Genomic DNA, 20,515 nt, shown 5'->3' with positions numbered 1-20,515 from the left:
AAGGTGGCAGCACCTAAAAAGGGCCGGAACGCGAGCGCCCAGAGCAAGCCGGGGCGCTCGCTGGCCCTGATCCTGATCGCCATCGTGGCGCTCACCGGAGGGATGTTCGCCTCCGGGCACACCACTCCGCGTCTCGGTATCGACCTGGCCGGTGGCACGAGCATCACGCTCCGGGCCGAATCGGAGCCCGGCCAGGAATCCGCGATCAACAAGACCAACATGGACACCGCGGTCGAGATCATGGAACGCCGTGTCAATGGTCTGGGTGTCTCCGAGGCCGAGGTACAGACCCAGGGCGACCGGAACATCATCGTCAACATTCCCAAGGGGACGAACTCCGAGGACGCCCGGAAGCAGGTCGGTACCACCGCCAAGCTCTACTTCCGCCCGGTCCTGGCCACCGAGGTCTCCGGCGTGGCCGCCACGGCCAGCCCCTCGGCGAGCGCCTCCGGCAGCGCCTCCGCGTCGCCCGACGCCTCCGAGAGCGCCTCGGAGAAGGCCACCGACGGCGACGAGAGCGCCTCGCCCTCCGACAGCGCCTCGGCGTCCGCCACCTCCCAGGGCCGCGCCCTCACCGACGCCCTGAAGGCCGACGCCACCCCGTCGGCGACCGACTCCGCGAGCGCCGCCGCCTCCGACTCCGCGTCCCCGAGCGCCGGCGCCTCCGCGTCGGCGTCCGCGGACGACAGCGCGCTGCAGGCCGCGTACACCAAGCTGGACTGCACCGACGCGGCGCAGCGCGCCAAGGCCGGTGACGGTGCCAAGGACGACGAGTCCATGGTGGCCTGCGGCCAGAACGCGCAGGGCCAGTGGCAGAAGTACATCCTCGGCGCCGCCGAGGTCGACGGCACGGACGTCGACAAGGCCTCGGCCGTCTTCAACACGCAGACCGCCGCCGGCTGGACCGTCACGATGGACTTCACCGACGGTGGCGCCAAGAAGTTCGCGAGCATCACCGGCAAGCTGGCGCAGAACCAGTCGCCGCAGAACCAGTTCGCGATCGTCCTGGACAACGAGGTCGTCTCCGACCCGTACGTCAGCCAGGCGCTGACCGGCGGCAACGCCGAGATCTCCGGCAGCTTCACGCAGGAGGAGGCGCAGAACCTCGCCAACATGCTCTCCTACGGCGCCCTCCCGCTGAGCTTCAAGGAGGACAGCGTCAACACCGTCACCGCCGCGCTCGGCGGTGACCAGCTGGAGGCCGGCCTGATCGCCGGCGCCATCGGCCTCGCCCTGGTCGTGCTCTACCTGCTGTTCTACTACCGGGGCCTGTCGTTCATCGCCCTGCTCTCGCTGCTGGTCTCCGCGATCCTGACGTACGTCATCATGTCGCTGCTCGGCCCGACCATCGGCTTCGCGCTGAACCTGCCGGCCGTCTGCGGCGCCATCGTCGCCATCGGCATCACGGCGGACTCGTTCATCGTCTACTTCGAACGGGTCCGGGACGAGATCCGCGAGGGCCGCTCGCTGCGCCCCGCGGTCGAGCGCGGCTGGCCGCGCGCCCGGCGCACCATCCTGGTCTCCGACTTCGTGTCGTTCCTCGCCGCCGCGGTCCTCTTCATCGTCTCCGTCGGCAAGGTCCAGGGCTTCGCGTTCACGCTGGGTCTGACCACCCTGCTCGACGTGGTGGTCGTGTTCCTCTTCACCAAGCCGCTGCTGACGCTCATGGCCCGCCGGAAGTTCTTCGCGAGCGGCCACAAGTGGTCCGGGCTCGACCCGAAGAGCCTCGGCGCGAAGCCGCCGATCCGCCGCACGCGCCACCCCCGTCCCGCCGGCCCTGTCGACCCGAAGGAGGCGTGAGCGATGTCGAAACTCGGCGAGCTCGGCGCCAAGCTGCACCACGGCGAGGTCGGCTACGACTTCGTCAAGAACCGCAAGCTCTGGTACGGCATCTCGATCCTGATCACCATCACGGCCATCGTCGGCCTGGCGGTGCGCGGCCTGCACATGGGCATCGAGTTCCAGGGCGGCGCGGTCTTCACCACACCCAAGAACACCAGCGTCTCGATCTCCCATGCCGAGGAGCGCGCGGAGACCGCCTCCGGCCACGACGCGATCGTGCAGAAGCTCGGCGACGGCAGCCTGCGCATCCAGATCGCCGGCATCGACACCGGCACGTCGGACCAGATCAAGAAGGAACTCTCCGAGGACCTGAAGATCGACTCCGAGCAGATCAACGCCGAACTGGTCGGCCCCAGCTGGGGTGACCAGATCGCCAACAAGGCGTGGCAGGGCCTCGGGATCTTCCTGGTCCTGGTGGTGATCTACCTGGCGATCGCCTTCGAGTGGCGGATGGCGCTCGCCGCCTTCGTCGCCCTGATCCACGACATCACCATCACCGTCGGCATCTACGCCCTCGTCGGCTTCGAGGTCACGCCGGGCACGGTGATCGGTCTGCTGACCATCCTCGGCTACTCGCTGTACGACACGGTGGTCGTCTTCGACAGCCTCAAGGAACAGACGAAGGACATCACCAAGCAGAGCCGCTGGACCTACGCCGAGATCGCCAACCGGTCGATCAACAGCACCCTGGTCCGCTCCGTCAACACCACCGTGGTCGCGCTGCTGCCGGTGGCGGGCCTGCTCTTCATCGGTGGCGGTGTGCTCGGCGCCGGCATGCTCAACGACATCTCGCTGTCGCTGTTCGTCGGCCTCGCGGCCGGCGCGTACTCCTCGATCTTCATCGCCACGCCGCTCGTCGCCGACCTCAAGGAGCGCGAGCCGCAGATGAAGGCGCTCAAGAAGCGCGTCCTGGCCAAGCGCGCCCAGGCCGCCTCGAAGGGCGAGCCCGTCGAGGAGACCGACGCCCCCGCGGACGGGCCCTACGACGACGACCCCGAAGACGTCGCCCCCGCCGTCGTCGGCCCCCGCAACCAGCCCGCGTCCCGCACCCGGGGCCGCGGCCGACCCTCCGGGAAGCGCCGATGAGCGACATCCAGGAGCTGCTGCTCAGCCGCATCCGGGACGTGGCGGACTACCCGGAGCCGGGCGTGGTCTTCAAGGACATCACCCCGCTGCTCGCCGACCCGGAGGCGTTCGGCGCCCTCACCGACGCCCTGGCCGGGATCGCCAAGGACACCGGCGCCACCAAGGTCGTCGGTCTGGAGGCCCGGGGCTTCATCCTCGGCGCCCCGGTCGCCGTCCGCGCCGGCCTCGGCTTCATCCCCGTACGCAAGGCCGGCAAGCTCCCCGGAGCCACCCTCGGCCAGGCGTACGACCTGGAGTACGGCTCGGCCGAGATCGAGATCCACGCCGAGGACCTCGGCCCCGACGACCGCGTCCTGGTCGTCGACGACGTCCTCGCCACCGGCGGCACCGCGCGGGCGTCGCTCCAGCTGATCCGCCGGGCCGGCGCGCGCACCGCGGGTGTGGCCGTCCTGATGGAGCTGGGCTTCCTGGACGGGCGGGCCCGGCTGGAGCCGGAGCTGGACGGCGCCCCGCTGCACGCGCTGCTCACCGTCGGATAACCCCGGCGCGGCCGCCAGGACACCGGCCGGACACGGAAGGGGCGGGCCCGGAGGAATCCGGCGCCCGCCCCACGCGTTCCTCCCGTAGACGGGCCTCACAGCGGCCTGCGGGCCATCCCGGGACCCGGGATGGCTACCATGGGGTTTCCGGAGCCTGACCGGGGGACCCGGATCGCGCACGAGGAGTCCTCTTGCCAGACGAGGCCCAGCCACTGACAGCCGCCAAGCCCGAGTCCGCCTCGGCGTCCGCGGCCAAGCCCGCGCCCAGCACCCCGCACGCGAAGAACGACAGCCGCGGGACGCTCCAGCACACCCAGTCCGCGCCCGTCGACAAGACCGCGGACCAGCAGGCACGCCCCAAGCCGGTCCCTCCCGAGCGCTCGCGGAACGCGCCCGTGGTGCGCGCTCCCGCGGGCCAGCCCGCCCGCACCGGCTCCTCCAACCGCGTCCGCGCCCGTCTGGCCCGCCTCGGCGTTCAGCGCGCCAACCCGTACAACCCGGTCCTGGAGCCCCTGCTGCGCATAGTCCGCGGCAACGATCCCAAGATCGAAACGGCGACTTTGCGCCAGATCGAGCGCGCCTACCAGGTCGCCGAGCGCTGGCACCGAGGCCAGAAGCGCAAGAGCGGCGACCCGTACATCACGCACCCGCTCGCCGTCACCACCATCCTCGCCGAGCTGGGCATGGACCCGGCCACCCTCATGGCGGGCCTGCTGCACGACACCGTCGAGGACACCGAGTACGGCCTCGACGACCTGCGCCGCGACTTCGGCGACGTCGTCGCCCTCCTCGTCGACGGCGTCACCAAGCTGGACAAGGTCAAGTTCGGCGAGGCCGCGCAGGCCGAGACCGTGCGCAAGATGGTCGTCGCCATGGCCAAGGACCCCCGCGTCCTGGTCATCAAGCTCGCCGACCGGCTGCACAACATGCGCACCATGCGCTACCTCAAGCGCGAGAAGCAGGAGAAGAAGGCGCGCGAGACCCTGGAGATCTACGCGCCGCTCGCCCACCGCCTGGGCATGAACACCATCAAGTGGGAGCTGGAGGACCTCGCCTTCGCGATCCTCTACCCCAAGATGTACGACGAGATCGTCCGCCTGGTCGCCGAGCGCGCCCCCAAGCGCGACGAGTACCTCGCCGTCGTCACCGACGAGGTCCAGCAGGACCTGCGCGCCGCCCGTATCAAGGCGACCGTCACCGGCCGCCCCAAGCACTACTACAGCGTCTACCAGAAGATGATCGTCCGCGGCCGGGACTTCGCGGAGATCTACGACCTGGTCGGCATCCGCGTCCTGGTGGACACCGTCCGCGACTGCTACGCGGCGCTGGGCACGGTCCACGCCCGCTGGAACCCGGTCCCGGGGCGGTTCAAGGACTACATCGCGATGCCCAAGTTCAACATGTACCAGTCGCTGCACACGACGGTCATCGGGCCCAGCGGCAAGCCGGTCGAACTCCAGATCCGTACGTTCGACATGCACCGCCGCGCCGAGTACGGCATCGCCGCGCACTGGAAGTACAAGCAGGAGGCCGTCGCCGGCGCCTCCAAGGTGCGTTCCGACGCGCCCCGGACCACCGGCAAGGACGACCACCTCAACGACATGGCGTGGCTGCGCCAGCTGCTCGACTGGCAGAAGGAGACCGAGGACCCCGGCGAGTTCCTGGAGTCCCTGCGCTTCGACCTGTCCCGCAACGAGGTCTTCGTCTTCACCCCCAAGGGCGACGTCATAGCGCTCCCGGCCGGTGCCACCCCCGTCGACTTCTCCTACGCCGTCCACACCGAGGTCGGCCACCGCACCATAGGGGCACGGGTCAACGGGCGTCTGGTCCCGCTGGAGTCCACCCTGGACAACGGCGACCTGGTGGAGGTCTTCACCTCCAAGGCGCCCGGCGCCGGGCCGTCCCGCGACTGGCTGGGCTTCGTCAAGTCACCGCGGGCCCGCAACAAGATCCGCGCCTGGTTCTCCAAGGAGCGCCGCGACGAGGCCATCGAGCAGGGCAAGGACGCCATCGTCCGCGCCATGCGCAAGCAGAACCTCCCCATCCAGCGCATCCTCACCGGCGACTCCCTGGTCACCCTCGCGCACGAGATGCGCTACTCCGACATCTCCGCGCTGTACGCGGCGATCGGCGAGGGCCATGTCTCCGCGCAGAACATCGTGCAGAAGCTGGTCCAGGCCCTCGGCGGCGAGGAGGCGGCCAGCGAGGAGATCGACGAGGCGGTGCCGCCGTCCCGTGGCCGTGGCCGCAAGCGGCGCAGCAACGCCGATCCGGGCGTGGTGGTCAAGGGCGTCGACGACGTCTGGGTCAAGCTGGCCCGCTGCTGCACCCCCGTGCCCGGCGACCCGATCATCGGCTTCGTCACCCGCGGCAGCGGCGTCTCCGTGCACCGCAGCGACTGCGTCAACGTGGACTCGCTCTCCCGCGAGCCCGAGCGCATCCTGCAGGTCGAGTGGGCGCCCACCCAGTCCTCGGTCTTCCTGGTCGCCATCCAGGTCGAGGCGCTCGACCGCTCCCGGCTGCTGTCGGACGTCACCCGTGTCCTGTCCGACCAGCACGTCAACATCCTCTCCGCGGCCGTCCAGACCTCCCGTGACCGCGTCGCCACCTCCCGGTTCACCTTCGAGATGGGCGACCCCAAGCACCTCGGGCACGTCCTGAAGGCCGTACGGGGTGTCGAGGGCGTCTACGACGTGTACCGGGTGACCTCGGCGCGCAGGCCGTCGTAGGCACCAGGAGGACACACGAGAGGGGCTCCCGTACGGCGTGTACGGGAGCCCCTCTCGTGTACGGGTGTCAGCCGCCGAACTCCTGCAGCCCCTTCAGGGCCTGGTCCAGCAGCGCCTGGCGGCCCTCCAGCTCACGCTGGAGCTTGTCCGCGCGGGCGTTGTTGCCCTGCGCGCGGGCCTGGTCGATCTGCTGGTGGAGCTTGTCCACGGCGGCCTGGAGCTGACCGGTCAGCCCCTCGGCACGCGCGCGTGCCTCCGGGTTGGTACGGCGCCACTCGGACTCCTCGGCCTCCTGGAGCGCCCGCTCCACCGCGTGCATCCGGCCCTCGACCTTCGGCCGGGCGTCGCGCGGAACGTGCCCGATGGCCTCCCAGCGCTCGTTGATCGCACGGAACGCGGCGCGGGCCGCCTTCAGGTCCGCGATCGGCAGGAGCTTCTCGGCCTCCTCGGCCAGCTCCTCCTTGAGCTTGAGGTTCTCGGACTGCTCCGCGTCCCGCTCGGCGAAGACCGAGCCGCGCGCGGCGAAGAAGACGTCCTGGGCGCCGCGGAAGCGGTTCCACAGGTCGTCCTCGTGCTCGCGCTGGGCGCGGCCCGCCGCCTTCCACTCGGCCATCAGCTCGCGGTAGCGGGCGGCCGTCGGACCCCAGTCCGTCGAACCCGACAGTGCCTCGGCCTCGCCTACCAGCCGCTCCTTGATCCGGCGGGCCTCCTCGCGCTGCGCGTCGAGCTGCGCGAAGTGCTGCTTGCGCCGCTTGGAGAACGCCGACCGGGCGTGCGAGAAGCGGTGCCACAGCTCGTCGTCGGACTTGCGGTCCAGCCGGGGCAGCCCCTTCCAGGTGTCCACCAGCGCCCGCAGCCGCTCACCGGCGGCCCGCCACTGGTCGGACTGGGCGAGCTGCTCGGCCTCGGTGACCAGCTCCTCCTTGGCCCGGCGGGCCTCGTCGGACTGCTTGGCCCGCTGCGCCTTGCGCTCCTCGCGCCGCTTGTCCACCAGCTCCACGAGCTGGTCCAGCCGCTTCCTGAGCGCGTCCAGGTCGCCCACCGCGTGGTGCGCGTCGACCTGCTCGCGCAGGTGCTGGATCGCGGCCTGGGCGTCCTTCGACGACAGGTCGGTGGTCCGCACCCGCTTCTCGAGGAGGCCGATCTCGACCACCAGGCCCTCGTACTTGCGCTCGAAGTAGGCCAGCGCCTCATCGGGCGAGCCGGCCTGCCAGGAACCGACCACCTGCTCGCCGTCGGCCGTACGCACGTACACGGTCCCCGTCTCGTCGACGCGGCCCCACGGGTCGCTGCTCACAGCGCCTCCTCCACATGATGCCTGCGGAGGGCTTTCCCACCCCCGGGCATCGTCCACAGTTTCGTCACCGCCAACATAGGCGACCGGCGGGGGGCCTGTCCGCATCCCGCACGACCGAAATTCCGCAGTTGACAGTCAGGATTTCGCGACGGTCGCCTTGTCGATCACGACCGTCGCGTTCGGCGCTCCGTCACCGGCGCCGGTGCTCTCGCCCGCGGCGGCGATCTTCTTGAGCACCTTCATGCCGGCGTCCGAGATGGTGCCGAACGGTGTGTAGCTGGGTGGCAGCTCACTGTCCTGGTACACCAGGAAGAACTGGCTGCCGCCGGAGTCCGCCTGCCCGGTGTTGGCCATCGCCACCGTGCCCGCCGGGTAGATGTTGTCCTTCAGGCTTTTGTCCTTCAGGTTCTCGTCCGGGATCGTGTAGCCGGGACCGCCGGTGCCCTGCCCGGTCGGGTCGCCGCACTGCAGCACGTAGATGCCGCTGGTGGTGAGCCGGTGGCACGTGGAGTGGTCGAAGAAGCCCTTCCCGGCGAGGAAGTCGAACGAGTTCACCGTGTGCGGCGCCGCCGACGCCTTCAGGGCGATGTCTATCTCGCCGCACGTCGTGTCCAGCGTCATGGTGTAGTCCGCCGACTTGTCGATGGACATCGCCGGCTCCTTCTTCCAGGTCTTCGTCGAGACCTTGCCCGCCGCGGCCTTGTCGCACGGGTCGGCGGCCTTGGACGCCGACGCGCTGGGCGACGCCTCGGTGCTCGCGTTCTCCTTGTCGTCGTCGCCCTTGAGTGTGCCGGTCGTGTACAGCGCGAGGCTGCCCACCAGCACCACGCCGAGCACCGACGCGATCACCGAGTTCCGCACCCGCGCCTTGCGTCGCGCGGCGGTGCGCCGCTGCTGCTGCCGCAAGAACTTCTCCCGGGCGAGCTGACGCCGCCGCTGTTCCTGGCTGACCACCGGGTTGTCTCCTATGCGTCTTCGTGTGCCGACCGGTACGCGTGCGTGCCCGTGGGCCGACCGCCTGCGTTAGCCCCGTACCGTATATGGGTTCGCTGAGGAATCGGCACCGCCGGTAGGCTCTGACCACGGGCGCAGCCCGCTCACAAGCCACCCGTATCGACACAACGAAGGACGATCGTGCTCATTGCCGGGTTCCCCGCCGGGGCCTGGGGGACGAACTGCTACCTCGTCGCCCCGGCCGCCGGTGAGGAGTGCGTGATCATCGACCCCGGCCACCAGGCCGCCCAGGGAGTCGAGGAGACGCTGAAGAAGCACCGGCTCAAGCCGGTCGCCGTCGTCCTCACGCACGGCCACATCGACCACGTGGCCTCGGTCGTCCCGGTGTGCGGAGCCAGTGACGTACCCGCGTGGATCCACCCGGCGGACCGCTACATGATGAGCGACCCCGAGAAGGGCCTCGGCCGGTCCATCGGGATGCCGCTGATGGGTGAGCTGAGCGTGGGGGAGCCGGACGACGTACGGGAGCTGACCGACGGCGCGAAGCTGGAGCTGGCGGGCCTGGAGCTGACCGTGGCGCACGCGCCGGGCCATACCAAGGGGTCGGTGACCTTCGGCCTGCCCGAGGCGGCGGACATCCCGCCGGTGCTGTTCTCGGGCGACCTGCTGTTCGCCGGCTCCATCGGACGCACCGATCTGCCCGGTGGCTCCATGGACGACATGCTCGAGTCCCTGACCCGCGTGGTCCTGCCGCTCGACGACACGACCGTGGTGCTGTCCGGACACGGCCCCCAGACGACCATCGGCCAGGAGCGCGCCGCCAACCCGTATCTGCGGCAGGCGGCTTCCGGCCAGGAGGCCCCCGGGGCTTCCCGACGAGGAATGTGACGAGAGACCTTCCGTGAGCACCTTCAAGGCCCCCAAGGGCACGTACGACCTGCTGCCGCCCGACTCCGCGAAGTACCTGGCCGTTCGCGAGGCGATCGCGGCCCCGCTGCGCGACTCCGGCTACGGCTACATCGAGACGCCCGGCTTCGAGAGCGTCGAGCTGTTCGCGCGCGGTGTCGGGGAGTCCACCGACATCGTCACCAAGGAGATGTACGCCTTCGAGACCAAGGGCGGCGACCGGCTCGCCCTGCGCCCCGAGGGCACGGCCTCCGTGCTGCGCGCGACGCTGGAGGCCAACCTGCACAAGACGGGCAACCTCCCCGTCAAGCTCTGGTACTCCGGCTCGTACTACCGCTATGAGCGCCCCCAGAAGGGCCGTTACCGCCACTTCTCGCAGGTCGGTGCCGAGGCGATCGGCGCGGAGGACCCGGCGCTCGACGCCGAGCTGATCATCCTGGCCGACCAGGCGTACCGCTCGCTGGGCCTGCGCGGCTTCCGCATCCTGCTCAACTCCCTGGGCGACAAGGAGTGCCGTCCTGTCTACCGGGCCGCCCTCCAGGAGTTCCTGCGCGGCCTGGACCTGGACGAGGACACCCTGCGCCGGGCCGACATCAATCCGCTGCGCGTCCTGGACGACAAGCGCGAGTCCGTGCAGAAGCAGCTCGGGGACGCGCCGCTGCTGCGCGACTACCTCTGCGACGCCTGCAAGGCGTACCACGAGGAGGTCCGCGAGCTGATCACGGCGGCGGGCGTCGTCTTCGAGGACGACCCGAAGCTGGTGCGCGGCCTGGACTACTACACGCGCACCACCTTCGAGTTCGTCCACGACGGGCTCGGCTCCCAGTCCGCGGTGGGCGGCGGCGGCCGCTACGACGGCCTCTCCGAGATGATCGGCGGCCCCGCGCTGCCGTCCGTCGGCTGGGCCCTCGGCGTCGACCGCACGGTCCTGGCCCTGGAGGCCGAGGGCGTCGCGCTGGACCTGCCCGCCACCACCTCCGTCTTCGCCGTACCGCTCGGCGAGGAGGCCCGCCGCGTGCTGTTCGCCAAGGTCACCGAGTTGCGCAAGAACGGCGTCGCCGCCGACTTCTCCTACGGCGGCAAGGGCCTCAAGGGCGCCATGAAGAACGCCAACCGCAGCGGCGCCCGTTACACGATCGTGGCCGGCGAACGCGACCTCGCCGAGGGCGTCGTCCAGCTCAAGGACATGGAGTCCGGCGAGCAGACCGCGATCGGCGTCAACGAGATCGTGGCGGAGCTGGAGTCCCGGCTCGGCTGAGCCCGCCGCGCGCCCGGTGCGGCACGGTCACTGCTCCAGTGGCCCGTGCCGCATGGCGCTGGTGACGGCCCCTGTGCGGTCGTCGGTGTCCGGCCGAAGCGGCGCGTCAGCGCGGCGGCCTCCTCGGCGGGGGCGCCGGCGCGCACCGCGCGCGGGGTGCCGTCGAGGTCCGTCAACCCCGCGGGCTCCGATTCGTCCTGCCGGACGAACCCGATCCGAGAGCGCCACGCGCGCGTGCCGTGCGCCGGGTGCGCGCCCGGACCTCGCCGCCGTCCCTGGAGCGGTTGCCCTGGAGGATCCTCACCACAGTGCGTGCCCGCCCCGTCGGGCCCGAGCACGGCCGGTTCGTTCGCCTGTGCGCTCATGGTGCAAGCGTTGTCCGGAACAGCGTCCTCGGGGAGGACCGAACGTCCTTCCTTATGTCCACCGAACGGTGGACACGCGCGTGCGTGCGGCACAATGACCGTGCCCGAAGAAGATGAGACCTCAAGTGACGGAATCGGCGTGATGAGCAAGACGACAGTCAGAGACGTCTCCACGGACCCCGAGCCCGCGTCCGGAGCCGGTGCCGTCGCGCCGGGTGCGGCGGGCGGCAGCCGCGCGTTCGCCGTGCTGCTGGTGATCACCGGCGCCGCCGGACTGCTCGCCGCGTGGGTCATCACGATCGACAAGTTCAAGCTGCTCGAAGCCAAGGTCGCCGGCACCACGTTCGTCCCCGGGTGCAGCCTGAACCCCGTCGTCTCCTGCGGCAGCGTCATGGAGAGCGACCAGGCGTCCGTCTTCGGCTTCCCCAACCCGATGCTCGGCCTGGTCTGCTACGGCATCGTGATCTGCGTCGGCGTGAGCCTGCTCGCGCGGGCCCGCTTCCCGCGCTGGTACTGGCTCACCTTCAACGCGGGCACCCTGTTCGGCGTGGGCTTCTGCACCTGGCTGCAGTTCCAGTCCCTGTACCGGATCAACGCGCTGTGCCTGTGGTGCTCGCTGGCCTGGGTCGCCACGATCATCATGTTCTGGTACGTGACCTCCTTCAACGTGCGCAAGGGCTTCCTGCCCGCGCCAGGCTGGCTGCGCGGCTTCTTCGGCGAGTTCACCTGGGTGCTGCCGGTCCTGCACATCGGCATCATCGGCATGCTGATCCTGACCCGCTGGTGGGACTTCTGGACCAGCTGACCCGCGCCATCCCTCGGGCGCCGTCGGCCGGACCCACGGGCCCGGCCGACGGCGCCCGTCGCGTTGTCAGTGCGGTCATTTAGGGTTTCGAGCGTGGAGCCCGATCTGTTCACCGCCGCCGCAGAAGAACGCCAGGAGAAAGACCCCTCCGGCAGCCCCCTGGCCGTCCGGATGCGCCCGCGCACCCTCGACGAGGTCGTGGGCCAGCAGCACCTGCTCAAGCCGGGCTCACCGCTGCGCCGCCTGGTCGGAGAGGGCGCCGCCGGCCCCGCCGGCCCCTCCTCGGTGATCCTCTGGGGCCCGCCCGGCACCGGCAAGACGACCCTGGCGTACGTCGTCTCCAAGGCCACCAACAAGCGGTTCGTGGAGCTGTCGGCGATCACCGCGGGCGTCAAGGAGGTCCGCGCGGTCATCGACGGCGCCCGGCGCGCGGTCGGCGGGTACGGCAAGGAGACCGTCCTCTTCCTCGACGAGATCCACCGTTTCAGCAAGGCCCAGCAGGACTCCCTCCTGCCCGCGGTCGAGAACCGCTGGGTGACGCTGATCGCCGCGACCACCGAGAACCCGTACTTCTCGGTGATCTCCCCCCTCCTCTCCCGCTCGCTCCTGCTCACCCTCGAACCCCTCACCGACGACGACGTCCGCGGCCTGCTCCGCCGCGCCCTCACCGACGACCGGGGCCTCAAGGGCGCCGTCACCCTCCCCGGGGACACCGAGGACCACCTGCTGCGCATCGCCGGCGGCGACGCCCGCCGCGCGCTGACCGCCCTGGAGGCCGCCGCCGGGGCCGCGCTCGACAAGGGCGAGCCGGAGATCACCCTGGCCACGCTGGAGGAGACCGTCGACCGGGCGGCGGTCAAGTACGACCGCGACGGCGACCAGCACTACGACGTCGCCAGCGCCCTGATCAAGTCCATCCGCGGCTCCGACGTCGACGCCGCCCTGCACTACCTGGCCCGCATGATCGAGGCCGGCGAGGACCCCCGCTTCATCGCCCGCCGCCTGATGATCTCCGCCAGCGAGGACATCGGCCTCGCCGACCCGAACGCCCTGCCGATCGCGGTCGCCGCCGCCCAGGCCGTCGCCATGATCGGCTTCCCCGAGGCCGCCCTCACCCTCAGCCACGCCACCATCGCCCTCGCCCTGGCGCCCAAGTCCAACGCCGCGACCACCGCGATCGGCGCCGCCCTGGACGACGTACGCAAGGGGCACGCCGGGACCGTCCCGGCCCACCTGCGCGACAGCCACTACCAGGGCGCGGGCAAGCTGGGCCACGGGCAGGGGTACGTCTACCCGCACGACCTGCCCGAGGGCATCGCCGCCCAGCAGTACGCCCCGGACGCCCTGAAGGACCGCGAGTACTACATCCCGACCCGGCACGGCGGCGAGGCGCGGTACGCGGACGCCGTGGAGTGGACCAGGAAGCACCTCGGTCGAAAGAGGCCCTGAGCACCCTGTAAACTCGATCGGAGTGCCGAGTCCCGTGCCGTCAGAGCGGGACAACCGGCCGGAACCCCAGCGGGTTCCAGGAGCGTCGCGCACCGTCGAAGGTGTCGCGGGCAGCCCACCACCCCTCGTCGCAGGACGGGACCGGTCGGTGGGCCACTCGCGTGCTGCACGTATGTGCCCAGACCAGGGAGCGGCTGCCCGGCAGGTCCCACGCGGACCCGGCGGGTTTCCCCGGCTGCGGATGCGACCTCCCTCAACCCTGGCAAGCCGAACACTAGGAAATGAGAGACAGTGGCGAACCAGTCCCGCCCCAAGGTCAAGAAGTCGCGTGCCCTCGGCATCGCGCTGACGCCGAAGGCCGTCAAGTACTTCGAGGCCCGCCCCTACCCGCCGGGTGAGCACGGCCGCGGCCGCAAGCAGAACTCGGACTACAAGGTCCGTCTGCTGGAGAAGCAGCGTCTGCGTGCCCAGTACGACGTGTCCGAGCGCCAGCTCGTCCGCGCCTACGAGCGTGCCTCCAAGGTCCAGGGCAAGACCGGTGAGGCCCTGATCGTGGAGCTGGAGCGCCGGCTCGACGCGCTGGTCCTGCGCTCGGGCATCGCCCGCACGATCTACCAGGCCCGCCAGATGGTCGTCCACGGCCACATCGCGGTCAACGGTCAGAAGGTCGACAAGCCGTCCTTCCGCGTCCGCCCCGACGACGTCGTGCAGGTCCGCGACCGCTCCAAGGAGAAGACGCTGTTCCAGGTCGCGCGTGAGGGTGGCTTCGCCCCCGACGGCGAGACCCCGCGTTACCTCCAGGTGAACCTCAAGGCCCTGGCGTTCCGCCTGGACCGCGAGCCGAACCGCAAGGAGATCCCGGTGATCTGCGACGAGCAGCTCGTCGTCGAGTACTACGCCCGCTGATCCCAGCCGGCCGCGGTACTCGGGCCCGCCGTCTCCCCGCCCTCGTGGGCGGGCGGGGCGGCGGGCCTCGTCATGTGCCCGGCGTCCCCGGCGTCCTCGTCGGCCGCACGGGACGACGCGGCCCCGGCAGCGCCGCCGGCTCCCCGGACCGCCGCAGCGCCCGGGCCACCGCCTCCTCCTGGCCCAGCCGCGCCCCCCGCCGCAGGCACTCCTCGTACGCCTCGCCGCCCAGCCGGTCGCGGGCCGCCGCCTCGCACAGCTCGCGCGGCGCGTTGTAGTGCGCCGAGCCGAACAGTTGCAGGCCCACCGCGGGCCACATCCGCCCCGCCGCCCCCTGGAGCACTGCCGCCTCCGCCGCGTCCCCCTCCGTCACCGTGACCAGGGCCAGCAGTTCCAGCGACAGCACCGCACCCAGCAGGTCACGGAAGCCGTGGGCGTCGCCCAGGCAGACGGTCAGCAGCCGCCGGGCCCTGCCCGGATCGCCGTCGCTCCAGGCCGCGTACGCCAGCACGTACAGCGCGTAGGCGCGGGCCCAGCGCTCGCCGTGGTCGTCGCACACCCGGCGCACGTCCTGGCACAGCCGCACCGCGTCCGCCAGATCGCCCTGGAAGGCCCGCGCCATCGCCAGCTCCACCTGGGCCATCAGCACATTGCTGTTCAGCTCGCCGGTCTTCCGGTACCGCGCCAGCGCGGAGCGCAGCAGCGTCTCGGCGCCCGTCACGTCATCGGTGATCAGCGCCAGACAGCCCGAGCGGTGCACCGCGTACGCCAGCGCCGCCGGATTGCCGGCCCGCTCCGCCTCCCGGTGGCACTCCTCCAGCGTCGCCCGCGCGCACACCGTGTCGCCCTGCAGGATCGCCACGTACGCCAGCACCCACAGGGCCTTGAGCCGGGACTGCTCGTGCGCGGTCCGCTCCGCGTCCAGCCGCACCGCCTGCTCCAGCCAGTGCCGCCCCTCCGCCAGCCGCCCGCAGCCCACCCAGTGGAACCACAGGGAACCCGCCAGATACTGGCCCAGGTGCGCCCCGTCCGGATCGGACAGGCAGTGGTCCAGGGCGGCGCGCAGATTCGGCAGCTCGGCCTCGACACGCGCGGCGACCTCCGACTGGCGGGGCGAGAACCACTCCAGCTCGCACCAGGTCGCCAGGCCCACGTACCAGTCGCGGTGCCGCCGCCGCAGCCGCGCCGCGTCGCCCGTCGCCTCCAGCCACTCGGCGCCGTACGCCCGCACCGTGCCGAGCATCCGGTAGCGCACCCCGGCCGGTGTCTCCTCGCGGGTCAGCACGGACTGGGCGAGCAGCGCGGAGAGCACGTCCAGCACCTCGTCGGCGGGCAGGCCGTCGCCGCCGCACACGTACTCCGCGGCCTCCAGGCCGAACCGTCCCGCGAACACCGAAAGACGCGCCCACAGCAGCCGCTCCCCGGGCGTGCACAGCTCATGGCTCCAGCCGATCGCGGTGCGCAGCGCCCGGTGCCGGGGCAGCGCCGTCCGGTTCTCCCCGGCCAGCAGCCGGAACCGGTCGTCCAGCCGACCGAGCACCTGCTCCGGCGTCAGCGCGTCCAGCCGCCCCGCGGCCAGCTCGATCGCCAGCGGGATGCCGTCCAGCCGCCGGCACAGCTCCCGCACCTCGGCGCCGTCCCCGCCGCCGATCTCCACCCCGTGCTGGGCGGCGCGCACCATCAGCAGGGACACCGCCTCCTCCCCGGTCAGCGGCGCCAGCGGGAACAGCCGCTCGCCGGAGACGGCCAGCGGCCGGCGCCCCACCGCCAGCACCCGCAGCCCGGGGGCCCGGCCCAGCAGCTCCGTCACCAGCCGGGCACACGCGTCCACCAGGTGCTCGACTCCGTCGAGCAGCAGCAGGACCTCACGGTCGGCGAGGTGGCCGAGCAGGGTCTCGCGGGGCGCCCGGGTGGTGTGGTCGGTCAGGCCGAGCGCCTCCACCACCGCGTAGTCCACGAACTCCGGATCGCGCACGGGCGCCAGCTCCACCCGCCAGACCCCGTCCCGCGGCGCCGACCGGGCGGCGGCCCGCTCCGCCAGCCGCGACTTGCCGACCCCGCCCACCCCGGTGACCGTCACCAGCCGCGCGCCGCGCAGCGCGTCGTCCAGCTCGGAGAGTTCCGCCACGCGTCCGACGAAGGCGTCCAGTTCCAGCGGCAGATTCCCGGCCGGAAACGTTCCGTCATGCCGTTGATCACGCATAGGGAACGCAGCGTACTGAAGCGTGCGCACCGCGTACAAACGTCTCGCACATCCGCGCCGCACGCGGACGGTAATCCGGTACGGACCCCTATCCCCGGCGCGATAGGCTCGGTGCACGACTTTTCGTGTTCTCGATGGTCTCGATGGTCATGACGGGCGTGAAGTCGACGTACGCGAAGTTCCGGCACGTTTCAGGGAGCGGGTGCACACAGTGTCCGGTGGCGAGGTGGCCGGGATCCTGGTGGCCGTGTTCTGGGCGATCCTGGTCTCCTTCCTCGCCGTCGCACTGGTGAGGCTGGCCCAGACGCTCAAGGCGACCACCAAGCTCGTGGCGGACGTGACCGACCAGGCCGTCCCGCTGCTGGCCGACGCCTCCACGGCGGTGCGCTCGGCGCAGACCCAGATCGAACGGGTCGACGCGATCGCCTCCGACGTCCAGGAGGTCACCTCCAACGCCTCGGCGCTCTCCACCACCGTCGCCTCCACCTTCGGCGGCCCCCTGGTCAAGGTCGCGGCCTTCGGCTACGGCGTGCGCCGGGCGATGGGCGGTCGCAAGGAGGACGTGCCGGCCAAGACAGCCAGGCGCACCGTCGTGGTGGGCCGTACCGTCCCGGCGACGCGGCGGGCGAAGCGGAAGAAGGACTGAGCAAGCGATGTTCCGCCGTACGTTCTGGTTCACCACCGGCGTCGCCGCCGGAGTGTGGGCCACCACCAAGGTCAACCGGAAGCTGAAGCAGCTCACCCCCGAGAACCTCGCCGTGACCGCGGCGAACAAGGCGATCGAGGCCGGCGGCCGGCTCAAGGACCGCGCCGTGGACTTCGCGCTCGACGTCCGCCACAACATGGCCCAGCGGGAGGCCGAACTGGGCGACGCGCTCGGTCTCGACGCCCCCGTCGACCGGGAGCTCCCGGCACCCCGGCGGTACGCCGCCATCGAGAACCGCAACGACCCGATGCCCACTTCGAAGTACATCGACAGGACGACGTACTCGTACAACCGGAATGAGGACCACTGATGGAGTCGGCCGAGATCCGCCGCCGCTGGCTGAGCTTCTTCGAGGAGCGCGGGCACACCGTCGTCCCTTCGGCGTCGCTCATCGCGGACGACCCGACTCTGCTGCTGGTCCCGGCCGGCATGGTGCCCTTCAAGCCGTACTTCCTCGGTGAGGTCAAGCCGCCCTTCGACCGCGCCACCAGCGTGCAGAAGTGCGTGCGCACGCCGGACATCGAAGAGGTCGGCAAGACCACCCGGCACGGCACGTTCTTCCAGATGTGCGGCAACTTCTCCTTCGGCGACTACTTCAAGGAAGGCGCCATCAAGTACGCCTGGGAGCTGCTCACCAGCCCCCAGGACAAGGGCGGCTACGGCCTCGACCCCGAGCGCCTGTGGATCACCGTCTACCAGGACGACGACGAGGCCGAGCGCATCTGGCACGACGTCGTCGGCGTCCCCTCCGAGCGCATCCAGCGCCTCGGCAAGAAGGACAACTACTGGTCGATGGGTGTCCCCGGCCCCTGCGGCCCCTGCTCCGAGATCAACTACGACCGCGGCCCCGAGTTCGGCGTCGAGGGCGGCCCGGCCGTCAACGACGAGCGGTACGTGGAGATCTGGAACCTCGTCTTCATGCAGTACGAGCGGGGCGAGGGCACCTCCAAGGAGGACTTCGAGATCCTCGGGGACCTGCCGAGCAAGAACATCGACACCGGGCTCGGCCTGGAGCGGCTCGCCATGATTCTGCAGGGCGTGCAGAACATGTACGAGATCGACACCTCCATGGCCGTCATCAAGAAGGCCACCGAGCTGACCGGCGTCTCGTACGGCGACGCCCACGAGTCGGACGTCTCGCTGCGCGTGGTCACCGACCACATGCGCACCTCCGTGATGCTCATCGGCGACGGCGTCACCCCCGGCAACGAGGGCCGCGGCTACGTGCTGCGCCGCATCATGCGCCGCGCCATCCGCAACATGCGGCTGCTCGGCGCCACCGGTCCGGTCGTCAAGGACCTGATCGACACCGTCATCGAGATGATGGGGCAGCAGTACCCCGAGCTGGTCACCGACCGGGAGCGGATCGAGAAGGTCGCCGTCGCCGAGGAGAACGCCTTCCTCAAGACGCTGAAGGCCGGCACCAACATCCTCGACACCGCCGTCGCCGACACCAAGGCCGCCGGCGGCTCGGTCCTCTCCGGCGACAAGGCGTTCCTGCTCCACGACACCTGGGGCTTCCCGATCGACCTCACCCTGGAGATGGCCGCCGAGCAGGGCCTGTCCGTGGACGAGGACGGCTTCCGGCGGCTGATGAAGGAGCAGCGGGAGCGCGCCAAGGCCGACGCCCAGGCCAAGAAGACCGGCCACGCCGACCTCGGCGCCTACCGCGAGATCGCCGACCGCGCCGGACAGACCGACTTCATCGGCTACACCGACACCGAGGGCGAGTCGACCGTCGTCGGCATCCTGGTCGACGGCGTCTCCTCGCCGGCCGCCACCGAGGGCGACGAGGTCGAGATCGTCCTGGACCGCACGCCCTTCTACGCCGAGGGCGGCGGCCAGATCGGCGACACCGGCCGGATCAGGACCGACTCCGGTGCCGTCATCGAGGTCCGCGACTGCCAGAAGCCGGTCCCGGGCGTCTACGTCCACAAGGGCGTCGTCCAGGTCGGTGAGATCACCGTCGGCGCCAAGGCCCACGCCGCCATCGACGACCGGCGCCGCAAGGCCATCGCCCGTGCCCACTCGGCCACCCACCTCACCCACCAGGCGCTGCGCGACGCCCTGGGCCCGACGGCCGCCCAGGCCGGTTCCGAGAACCAGCCCGGCCGCTTCCGCTTCGACTTCGGTTCCCCGTCCGCCGTCCCGACGGCCGTGATGACCGACGTCGAGCAGAAGATCAACGAGGTGCTCGCCCGTGACCTGGACGTCCGCGCCGACGTCATGGGCATCGACGAGGCCAAGAAGCAGGGCGCCATCGCCGAGTTCGGCGAGAAGTACGGCGAGCGGGTGCGCGTCGTCACCATCGGCGACTTCTCCAAGGAGCTGTGCGGCGGCACCCACGTGCACAACACCGCCCAGCTGGGCCTGGTGAAGCTGCTGGGCGAGTCGTCCATCGGCTCCGGTGTGCGCCGCATCGAGGCCCTGGTGGGCGTCGACGCCTACAACTTCCTCGCCCGTGAGCACACGGTCGTCGCCCAGCTCCAGGAGCTGATCAAGGGCCGTCCGGAGGAGCTCCCGGAGAAGGTCTCCGCCATGCTCGGCAAGCTGAAGGACGCCGAGAAGGAGATCGAGAAGTTCCGCGCCGAGAAGGTCCTCCAGGCCGCCGCCGGTCTCGCCGAGTCCGCCAAGGACGTACGGGGCGTCGCCCTGGTCACCGGCCAGGTCCCGGACGGCACCACCGCCGACGACCTGCGCAAGCTGGTCCTCGACGTGCGCGGCCGTATCCAGGGTGGCCGGGCCGCCGTGGTCTCCCTGTTCACGACGGTGAACGGCAAGCCCCTCACCGTCATCGCCACCAACGACGCCGCCCGCGACCGCGGCCTCAAGGCCGGTGACCTGGTCCGTACCGCAGCCAAAACCCTCGGCGGCGGCGGTGGCGGCAAGCCGGACGTCGCCCAGGGCGGCGGCCAGAACCCGGCCGCCATCGGTGACGCCGTGGCCGCCGTGGAGCGCCTGGTCGCGGAGACGGCCAAGTAATGCGCAGAGGACGTCGGCTCGCCATCGACGTCGGGGACGCCCGGATCGGGGTCGCCTCGTGCGACCCCGACGGGATCCTCGCCACCCCCGTCGAGACGGTCCCGGGCCGGGACCTCCCGGCGGCCCACCGTCGGCTGCGCGCGCTCGTCGAGGAGTACGAGCCGATCGAGGTCGTCGCCGGCCTGCCCCGCTCCCTCAAGGGGGGCGAGGGTCCGGCGGCGGCCAAGGTCCGCCGTTTCGCCCAGGAACTGGCCCAGGGCATCGCCCCCGTCCCGGTCCGGCTCGTCGACGAGCGGATGACGACCGTGACGGCGAGCCAGGGGCTGCGCGCCTCCGGGGTGAACTCCAAGAAGGGCCGTTCGGTCATCGACCAGGCCGCCGCTGTGATCATCCTTCAGCAGGCGCTTGAATCCGAACGGGTGTCAGGTAATCCTCCTGGCGAGGGCGTCGAAGTGGTCATCTGATCGCTGTACGGTAACGTTCCGCGC

At 70.9% G+C, this 20,515-nt stretch carries 15 protein-coding genes and 1 pseudogene; 13 read left to right on the top strand and 3 right to left on the bottom strand.

Going from position 1 to position 20,515, the window contains the following annotated elements; all coding sequences use genetic code 11:
• Positions 1–3 precede the first annotated feature (3 nt).
• The 4 genes from secD to relA all read left to right on the top strand — a co-directional run bounded on the left by secD (position 4) and on the right by relA (position 6,196).
• Positions 4–1,800: a protein translocase subunit SecD gene (gene secD / locus ACZ3IG_RS23745; protein WP_467434518.1), complete on the top strand. Its 1,797-nt coding sequence runs from the start codon at positions 4–6 to the stop codon at positions 1,798–1,800.
• 3 nt (positions 1,801–1,803) lie between these two features.
• Positions 1,804–2,928, top strand: a complete 1,125-nt coding sequence (secF, locus tag ACZ3IG_RS23740) for a protein translocase subunit SecF (protein WP_467434516.1) — start codon at positions 1,804–1,806, stop codon at positions 2,926–2,928.
• Positions 2,925–3,467 (top strand): adenine phosphoribosyltransferase, encoded by a 543-nt coding sequence (locus tag ACZ3IG_RS23735; protein WP_467434515.1) that lies wholly within the window; start codon positions 2,925–2,927, stop codon positions 3,465–3,467. The genes secF and ACZ3IG_RS23735 overlap by 4 nt, the downstream gene beginning before the upstream one ends.
• A gap of 191 nt (positions 3,468–3,658) precedes the next feature.
• Complete coding sequence (relA, locus tag ACZ3IG_RS23730) at positions 3,659–6,196, top strand: GTP pyrophosphokinase (protein WP_467434514.1); 2,538 nt, start codon at positions 3,659–3,661, stop codon at positions 6,194–6,196.
• Between the two features lie 67 nt (positions 6,197–6,263).
• Here the strand turns inward: relA and ACZ3IG_RS23725 are convergent, their stop codons facing one another.
• Both ACZ3IG_RS23725 and ACZ3IG_RS23720 read right to left on the bottom strand, forming a co-directional pair.
• Complete coding sequence (locus ACZ3IG_RS23725) at positions 6,264–7,493, bottom strand: DUF349 domain-containing protein (RefSeq protein ID WP_467434513.1); 1,230 nt, start codon at positions 7,491–7,493, stop codon at positions 6,264–6,266.
• A gap of 135 nt (positions 7,494–7,628) precedes the next feature.
• Positions 7,629–8,447 (bottom strand): peptidylprolyl isomerase, encoded by an 819-nt coding sequence (locus ACZ3IG_RS23720; protein ID WP_467434512.1) that lies wholly within the window; start codon positions 8,445–8,447, stop codon positions 7,629–7,631.
• 180 nt (positions 8,448–8,627) lie between these two features.
• Here ACZ3IG_RS23720 and ACZ3IG_RS23715 point away from each other — a divergent pair, with 180 nt between their 5' ends.
• The 5 genes from ACZ3IG_RS23715 to rpsD all read left to right on the top strand — a co-directional run bounded on the left by ACZ3IG_RS23715 (position 8,628) and on the right by rpsD (position 14,136).
• Entirely contained in the window at positions 8,628–9,335 is a 708-nt protein-coding gene (locus ACZ3IG_RS23715; RefSeq protein WP_467434511.1) for an MBL fold metallo-hydrolase, read from the top strand.
• Between the two features lie 13 nt (positions 9,336–9,348).
• Entirely contained in the window at positions 9,349–10,611 is a 1,263-nt protein-coding gene (gene hisS, locus ACZ3IG_RS23710; protein ID WP_467434510.1) for a histidine--tRNA ligase, read from the top strand.
• Positions 10,612–11,118: 507 nt separating this feature from the next.
• A complete protein-coding gene (locus ACZ3IG_RS23705) occupies positions 11,119–11,781 on the top strand; it encodes a vitamin K epoxide reductase family protein (protein WP_467434508.1) in 663 nt (220 codons plus the stop codon).
• Positions 11,782–11,874: 93 nt separating this feature from the next.
• Positions 11,875–13,230, top strand: coding sequence for a replication-associated recombination protein A (locus ACZ3IG_RS23700; protein WP_467434507.1), 1,356 nt, complete (start codon positions 11,875–11,877; stop codon positions 13,228–13,230).
• 291 nt (positions 13,231–13,521) lie between these two features.
• Positions 13,522–14,136, top strand: coding sequence for a 30S ribosomal protein S4 (gene rpsD, locus ACZ3IG_RS23695; protein ID WP_215168626.1), 615 nt, complete (start codon positions 13,522–13,524; stop codon positions 14,134–14,136).
• Here the strand turns inward: rpsD and ACZ3IG_RS23690 are convergent.
• Positions 14,124–16,339: pseudogene (locus ACZ3IG_RS23690) on the bottom strand (ATP-binding protein). The gene rpsD and the pseudogene ACZ3IG_RS23690 sit on opposite strands and share 13 nt — an antisense overlap.
• 202 nt (positions 16,340–16,541) lie before the next feature.
• Between ACZ3IG_RS23690 and ACZ3IG_RS23685 the strand changes: the two are divergent.
• Genes ACZ3IG_RS23685 through ruvX form a run of 4 tightly spaced genes read left to right on the top strand, consistent with a single transcriptional unit; the run spans position 16,542 to position 20,491 of the window.
• Positions 16,542–16,985 (top strand): DUF948 domain-containing protein, encoded by a 444-nt coding sequence (locus ACZ3IG_RS23685; protein ID WP_215168624.1) that lies wholly within the window; start codon positions 16,542–16,544, stop codon positions 16,983–16,985.
• A gap of 7 nt (positions 16,986–16,992) precedes the next feature.
• Positions 16,993–17,355: a hypothetical protein gene (locus tag ACZ3IG_RS23680; protein WP_437088669.1), complete on the top strand. Its 363-nt coding sequence runs from the start codon at positions 16,993–16,995 to the stop codon at positions 17,353–17,355.
• Entirely contained in the window at positions 17,355–20,027 is a 2,673-nt protein-coding gene (gene alaS / locus ACZ3IG_RS23675) for an alanine--tRNA ligase (protein WP_467434505.1), read from the top strand. Before ACZ3IG_RS23680 ends, alaS begins: the two co-directional genes overlap by 1 nt.
• On the top strand, positions 20,027–20,491 hold the full coding sequence (gene ruvX / locus ACZ3IG_RS23670) for a Holliday junction resolvase RuvX (RefSeq protein WP_437088671.1): 465 nt from the start codon (positions 20,027–20,029) through the stop codon (positions 20,489–20,491). Before alaS ends, ruvX begins: the two co-directional genes overlap by 1 nt.
• Positions 20,492–20,515 lie beyond the last annotated feature (24 nt).

Source organism: Streptomyces sp. NPDC016677 (assembly GCF_055562815.1).
The sequence above is the reverse complement of the archived record's forward strand: the minus strand, read 5'-3'. Positions and strand labels throughout refer to the sequence as shown.